The organism is Mesorhizobium sp. M1396, assembly GCF_040317725.1.
Lineage (GTDB): Bacteria > Pseudomonadota > Alphaproteobacteria > Rhizobiales > Rhizobiaceae > Mesorhizobium.
The window spans coordinates 45,473-61,134 of the sequence record NZ_JAMYLA010000033.1 but is presented as its reverse complement, the minus strand read 5'-3'; the positions used below and the strand labels follow the sequence as shown (position 1 = coordinate 61,134).

The 15,662-nt window shown below is 60.6% G+C and carries 16 protein-coding genes and 1 pseudogene; 5 read left to right on the top strand and 12 right to left on the bottom strand.

Going from position 1 to position 15,662, the window contains the following annotated elements; genetic code table 11:
- Positions 1 to 108: 108 nt before the first annotated feature.
- The gene (locus NKH02_RS21435; RefSeq protein ID WP_502913849.1) at positions 109 to 738 is read left to right on the top strand and encodes a DUF1236 domain-containing protein; all 630 of its coding nucleotides are present in this window, start codon (positions 109 to 111) and stop codon (positions 736 to 738) included.
- Between the two features lie 376 nt (positions 739 to 1,114).
- Here NKH02_RS21435 and ku read toward each other — a convergent pair whose 3' ends face one another.
- The 4 genes from ku to NKH02_RS21415 form a co-directional block, all read right to left on the bottom strand.
- Positions 1,115 to 1,948: a non-homologous end joining protein Ku gene (gene ku / locus NKH02_RS21430; RefSeq protein ID WP_352881219.1), complete on the bottom strand. Its 834-nt coding sequence runs from the start codon at positions 1,946 to 1,948 to the stop codon at positions 1,115 to 1,117.
- Between the two features lie 191 nt (positions 1,949 to 2,139).
- The gene (locus NKH02_RS21425) at positions 2,140 to 3,354 is read right to left on the bottom strand and encodes an NRAMP family divalent metal transporter (protein WP_502913848.1); all 1,215 of its coding nucleotides are present in this window, start codon (positions 3,352 to 3,354) and stop codon (positions 2,140 to 2,142) included.
- 160 nt (positions 3,355 to 3,514) lie between these two features.
- Positions 3,515 to 3,679 carry a DUF3309 family protein gene (locus NKH02_RS21420; protein ID WP_352864586.1) on the bottom strand — a complete coding sequence of 55 codons (165 nt, stop codon included), beginning with the start codon at positions 3,677 to 3,679 and terminating at the stop codon, positions 3,515 to 3,517.
- A 154-nt stretch (positions 3,680 to 3,833) separates the two neighbouring features.
- Positions 3,834 to 4,451: a flavodoxin family protein gene (locus NKH02_RS21415; RefSeq protein ID WP_352881217.1), complete on the bottom strand. Its 618-nt coding sequence runs from the start codon at positions 4,449 to 4,451 to the stop codon at positions 3,834 to 3,836.
- 434 nt (positions 4,452 to 4,885) lie between these two features.
- On the opposite strand from NKH02_RS21415, the gene NKH02_RS21410 reads away from it, so the two are divergent.
- Positions 4,886 to 5,740, top strand: coding sequence for an alpha/beta fold hydrolase (locus NKH02_RS21410; RefSeq protein ID WP_352864582.1), 855 nt, complete (start codon positions 4,886 to 4,888; stop codon positions 5,738 to 5,740).
- A gap of 16 nt (positions 5,741 to 5,756) precedes the next feature.
- Here NKH02_RS21410 and NKH02_RS21405 read toward each other — a convergent pair whose 3' ends face one another.
- Both NKH02_RS21405 and NKH02_RS21400 read right to left on the bottom strand, forming a co-directional pair.
- Positions 5,757 to 6,209 carry a hypothetical protein gene (locus NKH02_RS21405; RefSeq protein ID WP_352864580.1) on the bottom strand — a complete coding sequence of 151 codons (453 nt, stop codon included), beginning with the start codon at positions 6,207 to 6,209 and terminating at the stop codon, positions 5,757 to 5,759.
- A gap of 228 nt (positions 6,210 to 6,437) precedes the next feature.
- On the bottom strand, positions 6,438 to 7,046 hold the full coding sequence (locus NKH02_RS21400) for an alpha-ketoglutarate-dependent dioxygenase AlkB (protein ID WP_352881245.1): 609 nt from the start codon (positions 7,044 to 7,046) through the stop codon (positions 6,438 to 6,440).
- 407 nt (positions 7,047 to 7,453) lie between these two features.
- On the opposite strand from NKH02_RS21400, the pseudogene NKH02_RS21395 reads away from it, so the two are divergent.
- The 3 genes and pseudogenes from NKH02_RS21395 (at position 7,454) to NKH02_RS21385 (ending at position 9,391) form a co-directional block, all read left to right on the top strand.
- A pseudogene (locus NKH02_RS21395) lies at positions 7,454 to 8,453 on the top strand (ATP-dependent DNA ligase).
- A 205-nt stretch (positions 8,454 to 8,658) separates the two neighbouring features.
- Positions 8,659 to 9,096, top strand: coding sequence for a GFA family protein (locus NKH02_RS21390; RefSeq protein WP_352881215.1), 438 nt, complete (start codon positions 8,659 to 8,661; stop codon positions 9,094 to 9,096).
- Positions 9,097 to 9,169: 73 nt separating this feature from the next.
- Positions 9,170 to 9,391 (top strand): KTSC domain-containing protein, encoded by a 222-nt coding sequence (locus tag NKH02_RS21385; RefSeq protein ID WP_352881214.1) that lies wholly within the window; start codon positions 9,170 to 9,172, stop codon positions 9,389 to 9,391.
- A gap of 26 nt (positions 9,392 to 9,417) precedes the next feature.
- Here the strand turns inward: NKH02_RS21385 and NKH02_RS21380 are convergent, their stop codons facing one another.
- The 6 genes from NKH02_RS21380 to NKH02_RS21355 all read right to left on the bottom strand — a co-directional run bounded on the left by NKH02_RS21380 (position 9,418) and on the right by NKH02_RS21355 (position 15,640).
- Entirely contained in the window at positions 9,418 to 10,332 is a 915-nt protein-coding gene (locus NKH02_RS21380; protein ID WP_352881212.1) for an isocitrate lyase/PEP mutase family protein, read from the bottom strand.
- Positions 10,333 to 10,743: 411 nt separating this feature from the next.
- Positions 10,744 to 11,208, bottom strand: coding sequence for a DUF2231 domain-containing protein (locus tag NKH02_RS21375; protein ID WP_352881210.1), 465 nt, complete (start codon positions 11,206 to 11,208; stop codon positions 10,744 to 10,746).
- A gap of 176 nt (positions 11,209 to 11,384) precedes the next feature.
- The gene (locus NKH02_RS21370) at positions 11,385 to 12,635 is read right to left on the bottom strand and encodes an NAD(P)/FAD-dependent oxidoreductase (protein WP_352881208.1); all 1,251 of its coding nucleotides are present in this window, start codon (positions 12,633 to 12,635) and stop codon (positions 11,385 to 11,387) included.
- A 2-nt stretch (positions 12,636 to 12,637) separates the two neighbouring features.
- Positions 12,638 to 13,354, bottom strand: a complete 717-nt coding sequence (locus NKH02_RS21365; RefSeq protein ID WP_352864570.1) for a methyltransferase domain-containing protein — start codon at positions 13,352 to 13,354, stop codon at positions 12,638 to 12,640.
- Positions 13,351 to 14,418, bottom strand: a complete 1,068-nt coding sequence (locus tag NKH02_RS21360) for a type III polyketide synthase (RefSeq protein WP_352864568.1) — start codon at positions 14,416 to 14,418, stop codon at positions 13,351 to 13,353. The genes NKH02_RS21365 and NKH02_RS21360 overlap by 4 nt, the downstream gene beginning before the upstream one ends.
- Before the next feature lie 217 nt (positions 14,419 to 14,635).
- Complete coding sequence (locus NKH02_RS21355) at positions 14,636 to 15,640, bottom strand: L,D-transpeptidase family protein (RefSeq protein WP_352881206.1); 1,005 nt, start codon at positions 15,638 to 15,640, stop codon at positions 14,636 to 14,638.
- Positions 15,641 to 15,662: the final 22 nt, after the last annotated feature.

The window sequence follows — 15,662 nt, the reverse complement described above, 5'->3', positions numbered from 1 at the left end:
TGGTCTTGGCAGTCACGCATCGCCATCTCGGAACAAAGCTTTTTGGTTCAAGTTTACCGAACGAAGGGACGAACTTTTCCCAGGAGATTTCCTATGAAACATGTTCTCATGACCAGCATGCTGGCGATCGGTCTCGGCTGCGGGATGGCGATGGCTCAGACACAACAGCCAGCCGAAAGCCCATCAGGAGCGGATACCAACTGTACATCCGCGAAGGCTAACTGCCAGCCCGGCTCGAAGATGGGCGAGCAGGCGCAGGGGAAGGCCAAGGTCCAGACTGACGAGCAGGCCCAGGGCAAGGCTGGCACCAACACGGACCAGCAGTCGCAGGGCAAAGCCAAGATCCAGACCGACGAGCAGGCCCAGGGCAAGGCTGGCGCCACCACGGATCAGCAGGCGCAGGGCAAAGCCAAGGTCCAGACCGACGAGCAGGCCCAGGGCAAAACTCCTGCACAGGATACGACTTCGACCGGCTCGATCAACAATGTCACGGTTGAACAGAAAACCCAGATCACCCAAGTGATCAGGGAGACAAAGGTCGAGCCGGTAGCCAGTGTCGATTTCGACATCTCCATCGGCGTGGAAGTTCCGCGGCACAAAATCAGGCTGCATCGTTTGCCGGCGCGCATCGTCAAGATTGTCCCGGCTTACGAAACTTATGAATATTTCCTGCTTGCCGACGGTCGGATCGTCATCGTCGATCCGGATACGTTCAAGATCGTGCTGATTCTGACCTAACAGTTCCGGCCACTGGCGGTCCGCCCCGCCCATGTCGGGGTGGACCGCCCACTGCAATGAGTACGCAGTGGCGAGAATCTTCTATCGCCTCCGGGCACCAAAGACGCCCTCACCATGAATGACTCAGCAGCGTGATGGGTGAAAAGCAGTCGGCCCGTCAGGTTCAGAAGCTAAGCCATAGCCGCTCTTAGCAGCGTATATCGCTTGATGGCCACGGCGGATCGGCAAGGTCGGCCCTGCGTTCTCACCGAGGCGCGGGTTTTCGATTGAGGGAGATTTTCGCCTCCTTCGCCAGTTTCCTCGCCTGGAGGTCGGTATCGACGTTGCCCTTCAGCACCTTGCGAATGGCAGAGAGGTCCATTGCCGTACCGCAGCCCTATGCGCTCTTGCGCTTCGCCGCGGTCGACTTCGCCTTGGTGGTGGGCTTGCCACCCTCCTGCGCCAGGCTCTTGCGCAAAATGTCGGCGAGATTGACGACGTTGGTCTTGGGTTCTGGCGCCGGCTTCGGCGGCTTCTTGCCCTTGCGCTTTGCCTCGATCATCGCGATGAGCGCGTTTTCATAGGTGTCTTCGAATTTCGACGGGTCAAATTTGGCGGGTTTCTTGTCGATCAGTAGCTGGGCGATTTCCAGCATCTCAGGATCGACTTTTCGGTCCTTCAGGCCTTTGAATACTGACCGCGCCGAGATCATTTCGTTGTGATTGCGCAGCTCGGTCAAAAGCATGCCTTTGCCTTCTGCCTGGATCAGCACCTCCCTGCCGCGCTGGTACAGCACCACGCAGGAGCGGGCAGCCACCTTCTTGTGTGCCATTGCATCGCGGATCACAGCATATGCTTCCGCGGACGCGGCATCGGCAGGAACAAGGTAGTAGGGTTTTTCGAGATACCGGACATCGATGTCATCAATCGGTATGAAGCCTCCAACCTCGAGCGTGTGCTGCGACACCAGCTTGAGCTTCTTGATTTCAGCCGGCTCGATCCGAACGAACTCGCCTTTTCCGGTCTCATAGCCTTTCAGCTGGTCTTCGGCTTCGACCGTTTCGCCGGTTCCTTCGTCGACATAAGCGCTCCTGACCGGCAATCCGTCCTTCCGGTTCAAGATCTTGAAGTGAATTCTTTCGGCCTCGGTGACGGCACCGATGATCTTGACCCCGCATGACACCGATCCGACCTTCAGGAAGCCTTTCCAGGCAGCACGCGGCACAACCATTGCAATCCTCACGACTCGCCAATGGATTCTGAACGAGTGGTGCCGCGAATGGTTCCTGGTTTGATCGCGGGCAAGCTTGGCGACCCGAGACGTTTCGGAACCCCGTCCTTACTTCGACAGCGACCGGAGGCTCGGCACCTCAAGCACGACGACCGCCATATCGTGGTTGCCCTGCCGCACATGAACGCCTGTTAATAGAACAATCGGAAAATCATGACCGCCGCCGCCAGCGTCATGATGCCTGTCGCTGCCCAGCCCACCAGGCGCACAGCCATCGGTACAACGGCATTTCCCATCACGTCGCGTCGCGCCGTCATCAGCATCATCACCATCATTACCGGGACCGCGACCACGCCGTTGACCACCGCGCTCCAGTAGAGGGCTTTGATCGGATTGACAGGCGTAAAATCGAGACACGCACCAAGGAACGTCGCCAGCGCGATCGTTGCGTAGAACGCTTTCGCCTTCAGCGGTTCGCGCTCCAGCCCGATCGGCCATTTGCGCGCCTCGCCGAGCGCATAGCCGGCCGACCCGGCAAGGACCGGAATTGCCAGGAGCCCGGTACCGATGATGCCGAGGGCAAAGATTGTGAAGGCGAACTGGCCGGCGACGGGTTTCAGCGCTTCCGCGGCCTGGCTCGAGGACGTTATGTCGGTGACGCCCCCGGCATGCAGTGTGGCGCCCGCGGTTATCATGATGGCAAGCGCCACCAGATTCGAGAATGCCATTCCAACATAAGTGTCCAGCCGGATGCGCTTGATGGCGTGGGTTGACCGCCGCGGTGCCTTTTTCAGAGGCTTGCGTCGACCGGCTTTTTCTTCTTCAACCTCCTGCGAAGCTTGCCAGAAAAACAGATAAGGGCTGATGGTCGTGCCGAAAATGGCCACGACCGTGGTCCAGAATTGCGGGTCTGGCGACAATGTCGGGATGAACAATCCGCGCGCGACTTCCGCCCATGGCACGTGCACGAACAGGATCGTACCGAAATAGGCAAACAGCGAGATCGTTAGCCATTTCAGGATCGAGACGTAGCGGCTGTATTTCAAGAATATCTGAAGAACCACCGATATGCTCGCAAAAAGCGCGACGTAGAGCAGTTGCGGGCCGCCAACGATAAGCCGCAACGCATCGGCCATGGCACCAAGGTCGGCGCCGATGTTGATGGTGTTGGCGATGAGAAGGAGAAAAACAATCGCCTGCAGCAGCCAGTTTGGATAATGGACCCGCATGTTGCCGGCGATGCCCCGGCCGGTGGTCCGGCCAATGCGCGCGCTGATTTCCTGAACGACCGACATCAGTGGGTAACTGAACAGCATCGTCCACGCTAGTCCGTAGCCAAGTTGCGCACCGGCCTGCGAATAGGTGGCAATGCCGCTCGGATCATCGTCGGAGGCTCCGGTTATCAAGCCCGGCCCGAGGACGGTGAGAAGACGCGATTTTGGCGCCCTCACCCGACCGGAAGCATTGGCGTTCAGCGCTGTCTCCTTCGCTGTTGTTTTACGTCAGGCATTACAAAGCCCGCCGCTCGCTCGGAAGCGACGAGCCGAACATTCGCGTCAGGCGACGCTAGATGCGCCCGAGAACGACCAGGATGATGACAATAAGCAGCACCAGACCAAGACCGCCGCCACCATAATAGCCGGTGCCGTAGAATGGCCCGCCGCCAAGTCCACTGAGGCCACCAAGCAATGCAATAATCAGAATGATGATGAGAATGGTCCCGAGACTCATGACGTTCTCCTGTCCGCGGCTTCCCTCCGTTGCGAAACGCAGCGGCGCCCGCCTGCTGAGACTATGAACTCGCCACAAGCCTTCCTGTTCCCGGGCGAGTTCCACTGGTTCTGACGTGTTGGTTCTTGGCAGTTTCAACATGTCTTGAACAAGGTCACTCCGTGACGCCTGGATAGCCTTGGCTTTTCAACAATCCAGCGAGATGAGCGGCGTTGGAAGCAGCCATTTCGATCGTGCCAGAGACCTTTTCCGGTGTTCCCGGCAAGTCGACATAATTGATATCCCCCATGGCTTCGCCAACCCAATAGACCCCGCTATTGGCGGGAATGGTGAAGCCAACATCGTTCAGTGCTTGAAAGCAATCGGCGTGGCAGTGATGCGCCCCATCCTCGTTGCCGACGATGGCCACCAAAGCCACCTTTCCTGCCGCCGGCATGCGCCCTTTGTCGTCGGTCTCCTCTAGAAACGCATCCATTCGCTCCAGAACGCGCTTGGCCAGGCTCGAGGGCTGGCCAAGCCAGATTGGCAGTCCGAGCACGAAGATGTCGGCCGCCAGTATTTTCTTCCTGAGTTTCGGCCAATCGTCGCCCTTGCCCATATCGGAAAGCACACCTGGCTTGATATCGTGATCGACCGAACGCACGATCTCGCCTTTGACACCGTATGGCACCAGCGCCGCCAGAACATCGGCAAGCAACCGGTCCGTGGAGGATCTTTCCCTGTCGTTCGAAGCTTTGAGCGAGCAATTGAGGGCAAAAGCTGTAAGTGGCATGTGAAATCTCCTGCGTTACCCCAGCCAACCGCAATCGCCGCGACTGCCATGCGGCGGCGCGTTTATGCAACTTGTTGCGGGATTGCTCGGCATTTAACGCCGAGGGTAAATCCTAGTTCCGAGGACGGACACAGCAGGCAGACCGTTAGCCGGCTGCAGAGCCACGTCTTTTCCCGTCGACCTGGCACGAGAATTCCTAGGCTTTTGCCATCCATTGCGGAACCTGAAAGCAACCATATCGGTTCTTGAGCAGCCGCTTCGCACTGGGCGGCGAGAAGTGGCTCCCCTCCCACTTCGTCACGGTCCCGCCGGCTCGGAGCCGGCGGGATTTTGAGCCCGACGCATGATGGGAACGGGCGACGACGTCGAGCAACACCGGCTGACCCAGTCGGCAATCTATTCGACCGACCGTCGTTTCCCCGGAGTTCTTGTGAATGGATACGGATACAGTGCTCGTCCAGACCCCAGAAGTAAGCGGCCTGCGGTTGGCGGTGTCCGTGGCCGGCGATCCGGATCGACCAACCCTGATCCTTCTCCATGGCTGGCCCCACTCCAGAGAAATCTACGATGGAGTGATCGATGAGCTCGGCAAGCGATATTTTACTTTGGCTTTCGATCTTCCGGAGATTGGCGGATCGCGAGGTGCCCCGCCATCGGCAGAGAAGAAAGTCCTGGCAGATATCGTGATTTCAGCCGCCGAGGCGATTGGCGCCAGGTCCATGGTGGTTGCCGGCGTCGACGTCGGCGGCATGATCGCTTTCGCCGCCGCGCGCTACCACGGCGACCGCATCGTTGGCGCGGTGCCGATGAATACGGTCATCCCCGGCCTTCATCCATGGGCTGATGTAATCGCAAACCCGGCCATCTGGCATTTTGCGTTCCATGCGGTGCCGGAGCTGCCGGAATTATTGGTGACTGGCCACCAGCGTGCGTATTTCGACTTCTTCTTCGATCTGCTCGCTGGCCGTCATGGCGCCGTGACGAATGAAATGCGGCAGATATTCACCGCGGCCTATTCGAGGCCGGAGGCACTCGAGGCCGGCTTCGACTGGTATCGCGCATTTGAAGCGGATGCCAAGGCCAACGCCGTTCCGGCAAGCATCGAGGTTCCACTTCTCTACATCCGCGGTGACGCGGACTTCGGATCGATCGACGACTATCTCGAAGGTTTGAGGCTATCGGGTGCGAAGAACCTGCAAGGCCATGTGATCGCCAATTGCGGCGAGTTTCTGCCTATCGAGGCACCGGAGGCATTCGTCAGGGCGCTGGCGGAATTTGCACCGAGATAGCACATTCGAATGCTGCTCAGCGCTCCGCGGTGCGAAGCGCCGATATGAAAACCAGCAGCAGCGCCAAGGCATTGAGACCCGCGGCGATGGCATGCGAATATTCCCATTGGCGTCGGAGCAACTCCCAGTTTTCAGGCAGAATGGTCCAATTCCGCGTAGCCCGATTGATCGGATAAGTCAGCGTCCAGAAGGCAAACTGCGTGGCACCGATGCTGAGAAAGGCGACCACGATCAAACCAAACGATCCGCCTGATCGGTAAAGCAAAACTGCCAGGGCAGCCGTCGAGAGTAACGCCCCCAGCACCACGATGCCAAACAGGCTCCAGCCATCATAGGCGCGTTGCGCGGCCAGATAACTCGTCCCATCAAGCTTCATCTTGTTGAACATCGCGAAAAGATGCGCGCCGGCCGGGATGAAAGCCAATGCAACGAAGATGAAGCTGATCACTCTCAGACCATAGATCGCCATATCCTGTCTCCTCTCGAGGAGACAGCTAGGGCATCCGGTATGGTTGGAAAGGTGGTTTTGAATCGTGCGGCCAGGCCCGATACCCGCAACCCTGTGAGCGCCTGGTGGGTTGCGGAAGTCATGTCGCGGCTGTGCACCAGCGCGTTGAAGAGGAACAGCTTGCGTTCAAGGACTCGTGAGAGCCGGGTCGCGGAGCCCCAGGATTCTGAAAGGCCAGTGCGCGATGCGTCAGGAATTTTGGGAGCGCAATGTCCGCAAGGTAATCGAATATCGGTGCTCGGCAAGCGGCGGGATGCTGTGCTCCCATTCCGTGCGCGAGGGACCGGTCATGAGATAGGCCGACCGTGGCTCGACGAGGATGGTCTGTCGATCCCACCTGGTTCCGTTCTTTCGCCGGAGGCGGAAACTGCAAGGCGCCAGCAGCGAAACGCCCGCCACATCTTCGAAATGAGGCTTGTCGCGGTGCCAACCGATGCCAGCACCAGGCTGGTACTCGTTGATCAACACCTGCGCGAAAGCTTCGGCTGGCCGGCTAGCCAAGATCGCGACCTTCTTGCGCAGAGACAACAGAAAATCAGGTATCGGGGGCGCCTCCACGACTTCACGCCGGTCGTAATCGTAGCGCAAGCCAAAACCGACGACGCGTCGGTTTGCCAGATGGCCATGAAAATCAAACGCTTGAAAAGGCAGACCTTCTAGGTGCCGGGCGAGTTCGGTTTCTTCTTCCGGCGTGATGAAGTCTGGCCGATAGAAAAAACCCTCCGGCAGATCGTCGATGGCACCGAAGAGATCGGCTTGGCGCGCGGAAGCGGCAGTCTTGGATTTGAGCGACGGCATGGTCCTTAGATGGTGAAGCGAACCCCTCCGACAACCTCCAGACTTGAGCGAATTCTGATCGTCTGAAACCGGGCCACCTTGTGCGGTCGTAAGAACCGCCATGTCGCCTATCGCGACCTGATGAAGTTCGCCGCCCTCTCCGCGTTCCAGTTTTTGGTCGTGAATGGTCGCAGTCGTAGCTTGCGATCTTTTTGACGCCTTGGCCATCGCTGTATCCTTGAAGTTCCGGGATGCAGTCTCGCCGTGACAATGCCCGGCATCCTCGCGATTCCCGGCGGCAATCGAAAAGCTGCGTGTGCTTCAGCGGGAGCGTCGGCGCGCGGCATTCCGAGCGCCGTCACCTGCGTTATCCAACGGAACGGAGCGGCCGCAAGACGGTTGAGGTTTGTCCGCGGGACCAGAGATCAATGAACATCTTTCCACTGCCGCTCGACATCCGTCCAATGGAGGCGAAGATTGCCAACGCGATCCCCGAAGAAAATGGGCCCTGGCAGTACGAACCCAAATGGGATGGATTTCGCTGCCTGGTGTTCAAGAATGGCAATGCCGTGGACTTGCGCGCCAAGTCCGGGAAGCCGCTCGGCCGCTATTTTCCTGAGATCATTGCGGCGGTACGCGACCTCAAGAGTGGGCCTTTCGTCATCGACGGCGAGATCGTCATCGAGGTCGAAGGCACGCTCTCCTTCGAAGCGTTACAGATGCGTCTTCACCCTGCGCAGAGCAGAATCCGCAGGCTGAGCTCGGAAACGCCCGCCAAGCTGATCCTCTTCGACATGCTTGCCAAACCCGGCGGTCGGATCATCACGGACAGACCGCTTGCCGAGAGGAGGCGGGCGATCGAGGATTTCGTGACCTCCTCGGACAATCCGGATCTTCGGCTGTCGAAATGCACGCACGACGAAGCCACCGCAGCACGATGGCTAAGGGGAGCCGGACATGGGTCGACCGACGGCATCGTCGCCAAATTGCTCGAGGGTCATTATCTGCCCGGCCAACGTGCAATGGTAAAGGTAAAGCGGCTGCGCAACGCCGATTGCGTCGTCGGTGGTTTCCGCTACCTCGCTGGCAGTCGTGACGTCGGCTCGCTGCTCCTCGGTCTCTACAATGATGACGGCAAGCTCGACCATGTCGGCTTCACCTCGACCCATCGGCAACAATGACAGGGCAGCGCTCACGAGAAGGCTGGAGGGGCTGCGGGCTGAGCCTGGGTTCACCGGCAAGGCGCCCGGTGGGCCGAGCCGTTGGAGTACCGAGCGCAGCGGAGAGTGGGAACCGCTGAGACCCGAACTGGTGGTTGAGGTTCGCTTCGACCACGTTACCAGCGACCGGTTCCGCCATGGCACCAAGCTGCTGCGCTGGCGGCCGGACAAGGCACCACGGCAATGTACGTTCGAGCAGATCAAATAGCCTCTCCCGCGTTCGCTCTCCAAAAGGCGATTTCTTGTGTCGAAGGAACCAACTTTGGGTTCGCTGGTTCGAAGACCATCTGTCGGAGGATTCCCTGACATGCCAAATGCAGAGCTTCCCATCGATGCGGTGATCGCCAGCGCCCAAGGATTCGCGGTATCATCACCAGCCTCTCAGAGGAATCCAGCAGCGATCAGGCCTCCAAATGCCGCGACTTGAGACCGGCGCCTGCTTCTGCGGAGGGATTGCCGCCGTCATGGACGGTGAGCCTTTCTGGATATGCTACGATCACGATGACGATTGCCGTCGGGCCATTGGAAGTCCGCTTACGGTCTGGGTTGGCTACCGGCCCGAGCAATTCCGGCTGCTCAAGGGAACGCCGAAAACCTATTCCAGGACACGCGGCGTCGTCAGGACATTCTGCCCGGACTGCGGGACCTCGATAGGCTACCGCGATGACGGCCTGCCAAATGAGCTTTATCTGGCAATCGGCTTCTTCGACAATCCCGAACGTCTCCGGCCTCAGGCCCATGCCTATTGGGGCCTGAGGCTGCCTTGGATCGATATTGACGACGACCTGCCACGCGTTGATCGATACTCGAGGAAGCGCGATGCGGAATTCGGCAATCCACGCGACAGGTAGCAGTAAGCATTTCTCGCCGTGGAACCGGACAATCCTCAGCGGGTTCTGTCCGAGTGACACATCGGGTGCCGACATGCCATCGACTGTGATCCGCGACACGAACTACGACCCCGCGACCAGGATCCTTTCCGTCTGGTTCGTGCCGAGCGGTATTCGCTATGACTATGAGGACGTGGCCCCGGCAACCTACGCCGCTTTCAGAAAGGCTTCATCCAAAGGCCGTTTCTTCAATGAATTCATTCGTGATTGTCACAAACATCACCGCTTTGGGGAACGGCAGGCCGTCGGGAAATGAAGTGCTCGATCGCGGGCCGTGCGGGGTCACTGTCCTGACAGCTTCTGCTTGATTTTCTTTATCATGCCGTCGTGAGATTGACCGATGAAACGGTTCTCGATCCCGGCCCATTCAGACATGCGCACGATGTCCTCGAAGCCCGCGAGGTCGACGCTTGCTTCCGGCACCAGCGGCTTGCCTTGCCGCAAATCGTCGAGCGCCTGCTGCAGGGCATGGACAGCGCGGAACAAAAGCGTCGTCGGATAAAGGATCATGTCGTAGCCCATTTCATGCAACTCGGCAGGCGATTGCCAGGGCGTCTTGCCGCCGCGCTCCAGGATGCTCGTGGCCAGTGGAACGTTTCTGAACGCCTCGCCGACCTGGGTCAGCTCCTCCACGCTGGTCGGCCCCTCGATGTAGACACCATCGGCGCCGGCGTCGAGATAGCGCTTGCCGCGCTCGATCGCATCGCGCAGCCCGTGCGGCTGCCGCGCATCGGTGCGGGCAAGCAGGAAGAAATCCGGGTCGGCGCGTGCCGCGACGGCGGCGCGAATCTTTTGCTCCATGAATTCCGGCGCGACGACCTCCTTGCCAGCCATGTGGCCGCAGCGTTTGGGTGGCTTCTGGTCCTCGATGAACAGAGCCGAGGCACCGATCGCCTCGTAGCTCCTGACGGTGCGCGTCACATTCTTGACGTCGCCATAGCCATCGTCGCCGTCGATCAGCACCGGCAGGTCGGAAGCTTCGACGATCTCACGTGCCCTGGCATGCTTTTCGCCAAACTGTTCGAGATCGATGTCGGGAACCGCGTGCATGGCCGCGACCATGGCGAACCCGCCGATCTGATAGGCCGGGAATCCGGCGCGCTCGATCAACCGGGCCGTCAGCGCGTCGCCTGCCGACGGCAACACCAGCGGCGCGTTATGATCGATCATCGATTTCCAGGATAGACGCCGGACCATTTTCGAACCTCCCGTCGGAAACGCGATCGATAGATCGAGGTTCCAGGCGCTTTCGGGAGAGTGTTCGGCCTGACATTGTGGCAACGCTGAAGCTGACACGGTCAAAGCGCCCGATTTCATGGGGCTCGCACGTGCCGTGGGAGGTAAAGGGCGGCACTTCACCTCAGAGATCTTGCGGATTTTCCGGAAGCGCTCGCGGGTACCGATCCGGCCGGCGGTTTGCATCTGTTTGAGATCACGATCAATGGTGAGGTAGAACTGGCGGTGTTCGGCGAAATCGCCAAGCCCCTTCGCTGAGCCTTGCGAGGGTTCCGGGCGACTTCCGTATGACATTGACCCGAGCATCCGCACCATGGGCGTCGAGATGCGGCTGGCACTTGCAACGATATCCCGGTTGCAAGCCGCGCCGGTTCAGCGCAATTCGTCCGAGCCGTCAGCGACTCCCACGCGATGCCGATAGACCATTTCCCATCCCTTCCAGCCTGTAAACAGCAGGATGAGAACCACTATCAATGACAGGATCAGGCCGGTGGGAACCACAGCCGCCTCCCCATATTCGTATCGGGAGTACCAGTTGTAAAGTTCGATCAGGACGACGAGTACATTTCCCCCTGCATGAAGCCATGCCGTTGTGAGATTGCGGATCTGAACGTCACCCAGAATGTCGGTCAGGCCGGCAAGAGCGGCCAGGGCCGCCATTATCAGGCCCGCTCCGAGAAGCCACAATGAACCGGTGACCCATCCCGGATTGCCTGTTCGCCAGAAGATCAGGTCGCAAACGAAGGTAGCAACAAAAAAAGCGATAGGGAACGGAATCAGCATGGGATGAATTGGATGGCCGGCGACGCTGGCTGTGCTGCGCGGGTTATGAGTCATCGTGATGCCTCCAACAAATGTGGCGCGTGTCGCGTCCACGTCGGATTTCGGTGAACTATCTAAAAAAGCACGCAGCGACGAGGCAAATAACCTCAAAACCTTGGTAAAACGCTGGTTCCGATGGAATGTTCCATAACCTTGCTCGGACTATGCCGTGAACGGAGCCGCAGCGCGGATCACCCAAGACCGGGGATCGCCCTCGTCTTGCCGCTCATATGTGCGCCCAGTGTCAGTGCTCGCGGAAAACTCCGGACAGCCGCGCCTATCAATGCCGCGCCTCCGGGACGCGCGGCCATTCCGGCGAGGGCCGCAGCCGCGTAGACACGCGTCGAAAACAGTCCTCTCCAGGCCGCCTGGTAGCGTCTGCCGATACCTTCGCGCCCTGCCCGGCCGCTTGGCGCATCAGCGAGTTCCGTGGCTAGCAGCCAGCTTGACTGAAGTGCCATCGAGATGCCTTCGGCGATGATTGGATGAGACTCCCCGGCGGCATTGCCGACACGGAAGATATCGTTTTCATAACAGGCGCGGATGCCAGGCCGGATCGGGCCGGCCGCAAGCCACGGACCGTCGAGGCTAGCCCCATCAAGGGCATCGCTCACACCTCGACAAGAGGCCATGAGATGGCGAAAGACCGCGTCGGCGGCCGACGGATGGCCATCCTGCCTAGGGTCATCAGGTTCGGAGCCACGGGTCCTGCGCAGCCGCGCGAGCATGTCACGCCTTAGGCAGCAGGAGATCGATAGCCGGCCATGATCGGCCAGGACCATGCCGCCATAGCCGCCGGGAAATATCAGCAGAGGCATCAGATCAGGCGCGAGTGATGCCCCGATGAAGTGCGCCTTGAAGCCGAGCAGGTCCGACGGGTGGCTGGCCTTTTCGAGCTGGCTTGGCAGCTGCCCCGGTTCCCAGGAGCCATGCGCGGCGACGACCACCGGAGCCCGCAAGAATGTCGTTCCGGCCCCGGAATTCTCGTCTTTTGCCTGAATTCGCACCGCTTGCATGCCGCCGTCCTGATCAATGGCGACAGCGCGGCAAGGCTGGAAGATTTCGGCGCCCGCCGATCGCGCCGCCTGCAGCAGTAGAAAATCCAGCATGTCCCGGCCCAGCGCCCGGCCGAAGGCGTCTTTTACAGGAGGCCCGTATCTTGCACCCGGCATCGGCGCCTCGATGCAAGTCGCGCCGGAAAAGAAGCCGACGCGGCGGATTTCGGGGCCGGCATTGGCGCGCCAGGCCGCGCCGATCTCCAGCCGGTCGAGAAGCGCTAGATTGCTTGCCGAGATGAATTCGCCGCACACCTTGCGGCGCGGGAACATTTTCTTTTCCACGATCGCCACGGCCCATCCGCGCCGGGCCAGCAGCAGCGCCAGCGAGGTGCCCGCGGGGCCGGCCCCGATGACAATCGCATCGTGGGTGGATGGTCGCCTCATGGTCATCCCCAGCCGGCATGGGCGCTGGCGCCGACGAAGACGTGCGAAAAGGGACCGGCACGCCGCTCCTCGAGTGGCCTGCCGCCGGCCGCAAGCCAGAGGTCGGAAAGCTCTCTGCCACGAAAGCCGGCGCGCACGCTCTGAGCTGCGTCATGTCGCGTGACGTCGTTGGCGCCGATCGCCGGGAGAAGACGGGTCGCGGCCAGCGCGAACCTTGCCCTCAGCGGCTCCGTCGCCAGGAGCAGCGGGGCTTTCCACGCCAGCAGTGAAAACAGACGCACGAGTTCGACATCGTCGAAATGATGCAGGAACAGATTGACGGTGATCGCGTCGAACCGCTCGCCCCGGGTCCCTTCGGCCCAGTCGAAGACGTCAGCGGTGATGACTTCGGTGCTCCATCCCAGTCTGGTGAATTCGGCGAGGATTCCGGTGCTGGCGAGGCCGACGCGGTCGAGCAAGGTCAGCTCTACCTCGGGCCAGTGCCGTGCCAATCGCCTTCCGAGCTTGAGCACGAAGGTGCCGTCGCCGGCGCCGATCTCCAATATGCGGCGCGGCGGTCTCGGCAGGAATTTCCTGAGCAAAGACGCCATGATCGGCGCCTGAAACATCAACGCATTGATCCAACGGAGGTCGCGCCGCGAGGCCAGCGCCCGTGGGTCCTCGGCCGCAAGTCCGTCGAGGATTTCCGGGACGACGCTGCGGTGACTGAGCGCGTTCATGACACGGTTCGAAAAAGCATGGTTTCGGCCGTCAATCCGGGTCCAAACGACATACCGCAGCCGAGCAGTCCGGATGGGGCCTTCAGCATTTCTTCCATCACGAACATCACCGTCGCCGACGACATGTTACCATATCGGCGCAGCACCTCGCGCGATGGCGTTAGCGCGGCGGGATCGAGTTTCAGCGCCCTCTCGACGGCATCGAGAACCGAACGTCCGCCCGGGTGCACGGCCCAGAGGTCGATCGCGTCCGGTGGCCGGTCGCCGAGAAAGGCATCCTGGTTGCTTCGCAACACGTCTTGGATCGCCGTCGGCACCTGGCCGGAGAGAACCATGTCGAAGCCGTGGTCGCGAATATCCCATCTCATCAGGTCGCGCCGCTCATCCGCGACCATGCAATGAAAGCTGTCGAGTTCAATGCCGGGCGGCTCGGCGGTGACAAGAGTTGCCGCGCAGCCATCCCCCCAGAGGCAGAAGGACAGCAGCTTTTCCAGTTCGGGGCTTTCCCTGAGATGCAAAGTGCAGAGCTCGATATTGACCAGCAGGACCCTGGCCCGCGGATCCGACCTGACGATGTGGCGGGCAAGCTTGAGGCCGTTGATCGCCGCGTAGCAGCCCATGAACCCGATCATCGTGCGTTCGATGCCGTCCGGCAGGCCGCAGCGTTTAACCAGATCCAAGTCGATGCCGGGCGCGGAAAATCCGGTGCAGGTGGTGACGATGAGATGGGTGATACGCGACGCCCCGTCGCCAAGGTGCAGCCCGTCGACGGCTTTTTGCGCCAGCACAGGGGCGGCCTCGCCAAACATCGCCATTCTCGCGGCCGTTCCTGGAAACGCGCCGCGAATGAAGGTTCCGCCAAGGTCGGCGGATGGCCCTTCCGGGTCGAGAGCAGGTGCAAAGCAGGAATAGCGGCTCTCGATGCCGGCGAGGCCGGCCATGCGTTCGAATACCCTGCGGTGATTGGCGGCGAGCATGGAGGCCGCGAACCGCAGATAGAACCGATGAACCTCATGTTCAGGAACCGCTGTCGCAATCCGGTTGATATAGGCGCTAGCGGGCATTTCCGTCTCCCAGGGCTCCGCGCGCTGCATGGCGCGGATGCCCGAGTGGTCTTGCTCAATGGCACCAGTGTTAACGCGACTGGTTTGAGCGTTGCCTATTCCATGAACGCTTCATAGAGCCGATTTCATCCCGGGCGGCCGCACCGCCAACGGACACCATACTGGTCCCGCAATCGGGGACCGTGCGCTTCCATGTCGGTGTCGCGGCTGGCGAACGCTACCGCGGCCGCGTGTCGCCAGCGTCGGCCATCTCGTCCTTGAAGTTAACTTTCGTGCCCTTCCGCACCATGGCAGCGAGGTCTTCGGCATCCCAGTTGGTCAGCCGGATGCAGCCATGCGAGAAGGTCGTGCCGATCCTGCCGGGTTCGGGCGTGCCGTGAATGCCGTAGCTTTCGACCGAGAGGTCGATCCAGACCGATCCCACGGGATTGTTGGGCCCCGCGGCGATGGTGAACGGCCGCTTGGTCCTCACTCCCTTGAAGGCGAAGTCAGGATCGTAGTGATAGGTGGGGTTATGCACCACGCGTTCGACTTCCGCCGTACCGCTCGGCGCCGGCTTTTCGTCGCTGCCTATCGAGGCGGGGTAGACTGCGAGCCATTTGCCGGAAGCATCGAGCACGCGCACCAGGCGGGCGCCCTTGTCGACCTCGATGCCTGCAACGGTGGGGGGACGATCACCCCGGCCGACATCGGGTACCACCAACATCGTGCCGGCCTTCCTGAAGCCGATGCCCGGATTGAGCTCTCTGAGCAATTGTTCGCTGATATGGAAGCGCTCCGCCAGCTTCTCCACCGCGTTGTGATAGCCGAGCCGCCGCAAGTGGGCCATCTTCTCCATGCGAGCTGGAATGCGCCTGGTGAAAGGTCCGTGTATATCCTTGGACGTTACCTCATAGCTTACCAGGACCGGACCGGCGGAATTTGCCACGAGCTTGTCCCAGGTCTCCTGAGTGAGCTTGCCGTCGGCCCGGAATCCGTTCGCGGTCTGAAAGGCGCTAACCGCCTTGGCGAAATTCTCTGACAGACGGCCGTCGATCAGGCCCGGCGAGAAACGGGCGCGATCCAGGAGAATCTGCGCCTTCAGGACTGTCGGATCGATGCCCTTCGGCTCGCCGGCAGCGAATTGGGCCTGATTGACAGTGGTTGGGTCCAGCTTGGCCGCCTTCGTCCCGCCGCATGCGAGGACGAGCGCCGCGGCGGCGACAAGAAGGAGCCTGATCATCGATGTCACTCCCTGGACTGCG

Bases quoted from the DNA above. Each gene is read 5' to 3' on its own strand.
- NKH02_RS21365 (WP_352864570.1), bottom strand. From the start codon at position 13,354: ATGAACGCGCTCAGTCACCGCAGCGTCGTCCCGGAAATCCTCGACGGA.
- NKH02_RS21390 (WP_352881215.1), top strand. From the start codon at position 8,659: ATGCCGCGACTTGAGACCGGCGCCTGCTTCTGCGGAGGGATTGCCGCC.
- NKH02_RS21400 (WP_352881245.1), bottom strand. From the start codon at position 7,046: ATGCCGTCGCTCAAATCCAAGACTGCCGCTTCCGCGCGCCAAGCCGAT.
- NKH02_RS21370 (WP_352881208.1), bottom strand. From the start codon at position 12,635: ATGAGGCGACCATCCACCCACGATGCGATTGTCATCGGGGCCGGCCCC.
- ku (WP_352881219.1), bottom strand. From the start codon at position 1,948: ATGGTTGTGCCGCGTGCTGCCTGGAAAGGCTTCCTGAAGGTCGGATCG.
- NKH02_RS21410 (WP_352864582.1), top strand. From the start codon at position 4,886: ATGGATACGGATACAGTGCTCGTCCAGACCCCAGAAGTAAGCGGCCTG.
- NKH02_RS21355 (WP_352881206.1), bottom strand. From the start codon at position 15,640: ATGATCAGGCTCCTTCTTGTCGCCGCCGCGGCGCTCGTCCTCGCATGC.
- NKH02_RS21415 (WP_352881217.1), bottom strand. From the start codon at position 4,451: ATGCCACTTACAGCTTTTGCCCTCAATTGCTCGCTCAAAGCTTCGAAC.
- NKH02_RS21420 (WP_352864586.1), bottom strand. From the start codon at position 3,679: ATGAGTCTCGGGACCATTCTCATCATCATTCTGATTATTGCATTGCTT.
- NKH02_RS21385 (WP_352881214.1), top strand. From the start codon at position 9,170: ATGCCATCGACTGTGATCCGCGACACGAACTACGACCCCGCGACCAGG.
- NKH02_RS21435 (WP_502913849.1), top strand. From the start codon at position 109: ATGACCAGCATGCTGGCGATCGGTCTCGGCTGCGGGATGGCGATGGCT.
- NKH02_RS21380 (WP_352881212.1), bottom strand. From the start codon at position 10,332: ATGGTCCGGCGTCTATCCTGGAAATCGATGATCGATCATAACGCGCCG.
- NKH02_RS21360 (WP_352864568.1), bottom strand. From the start codon at position 14,418: ATGCCCGCTAGCGCCTATATCAACCGGATTGCGACAGCGGTTCCTGAA.
- NKH02_RS21405 (WP_352864580.1), bottom strand. From the start codon at position 6,209: ATGGCGATCTATGGTCTGAGAGTGATCAGCTTCATCTTCGTTGCATTG.
- NKH02_RS21375 (WP_352881210.1), bottom strand. From the start codon at position 11,208: ATGACTCATAACCCGCGCAGCACAGCCAGCGTCGCCGGCCATCCAATT.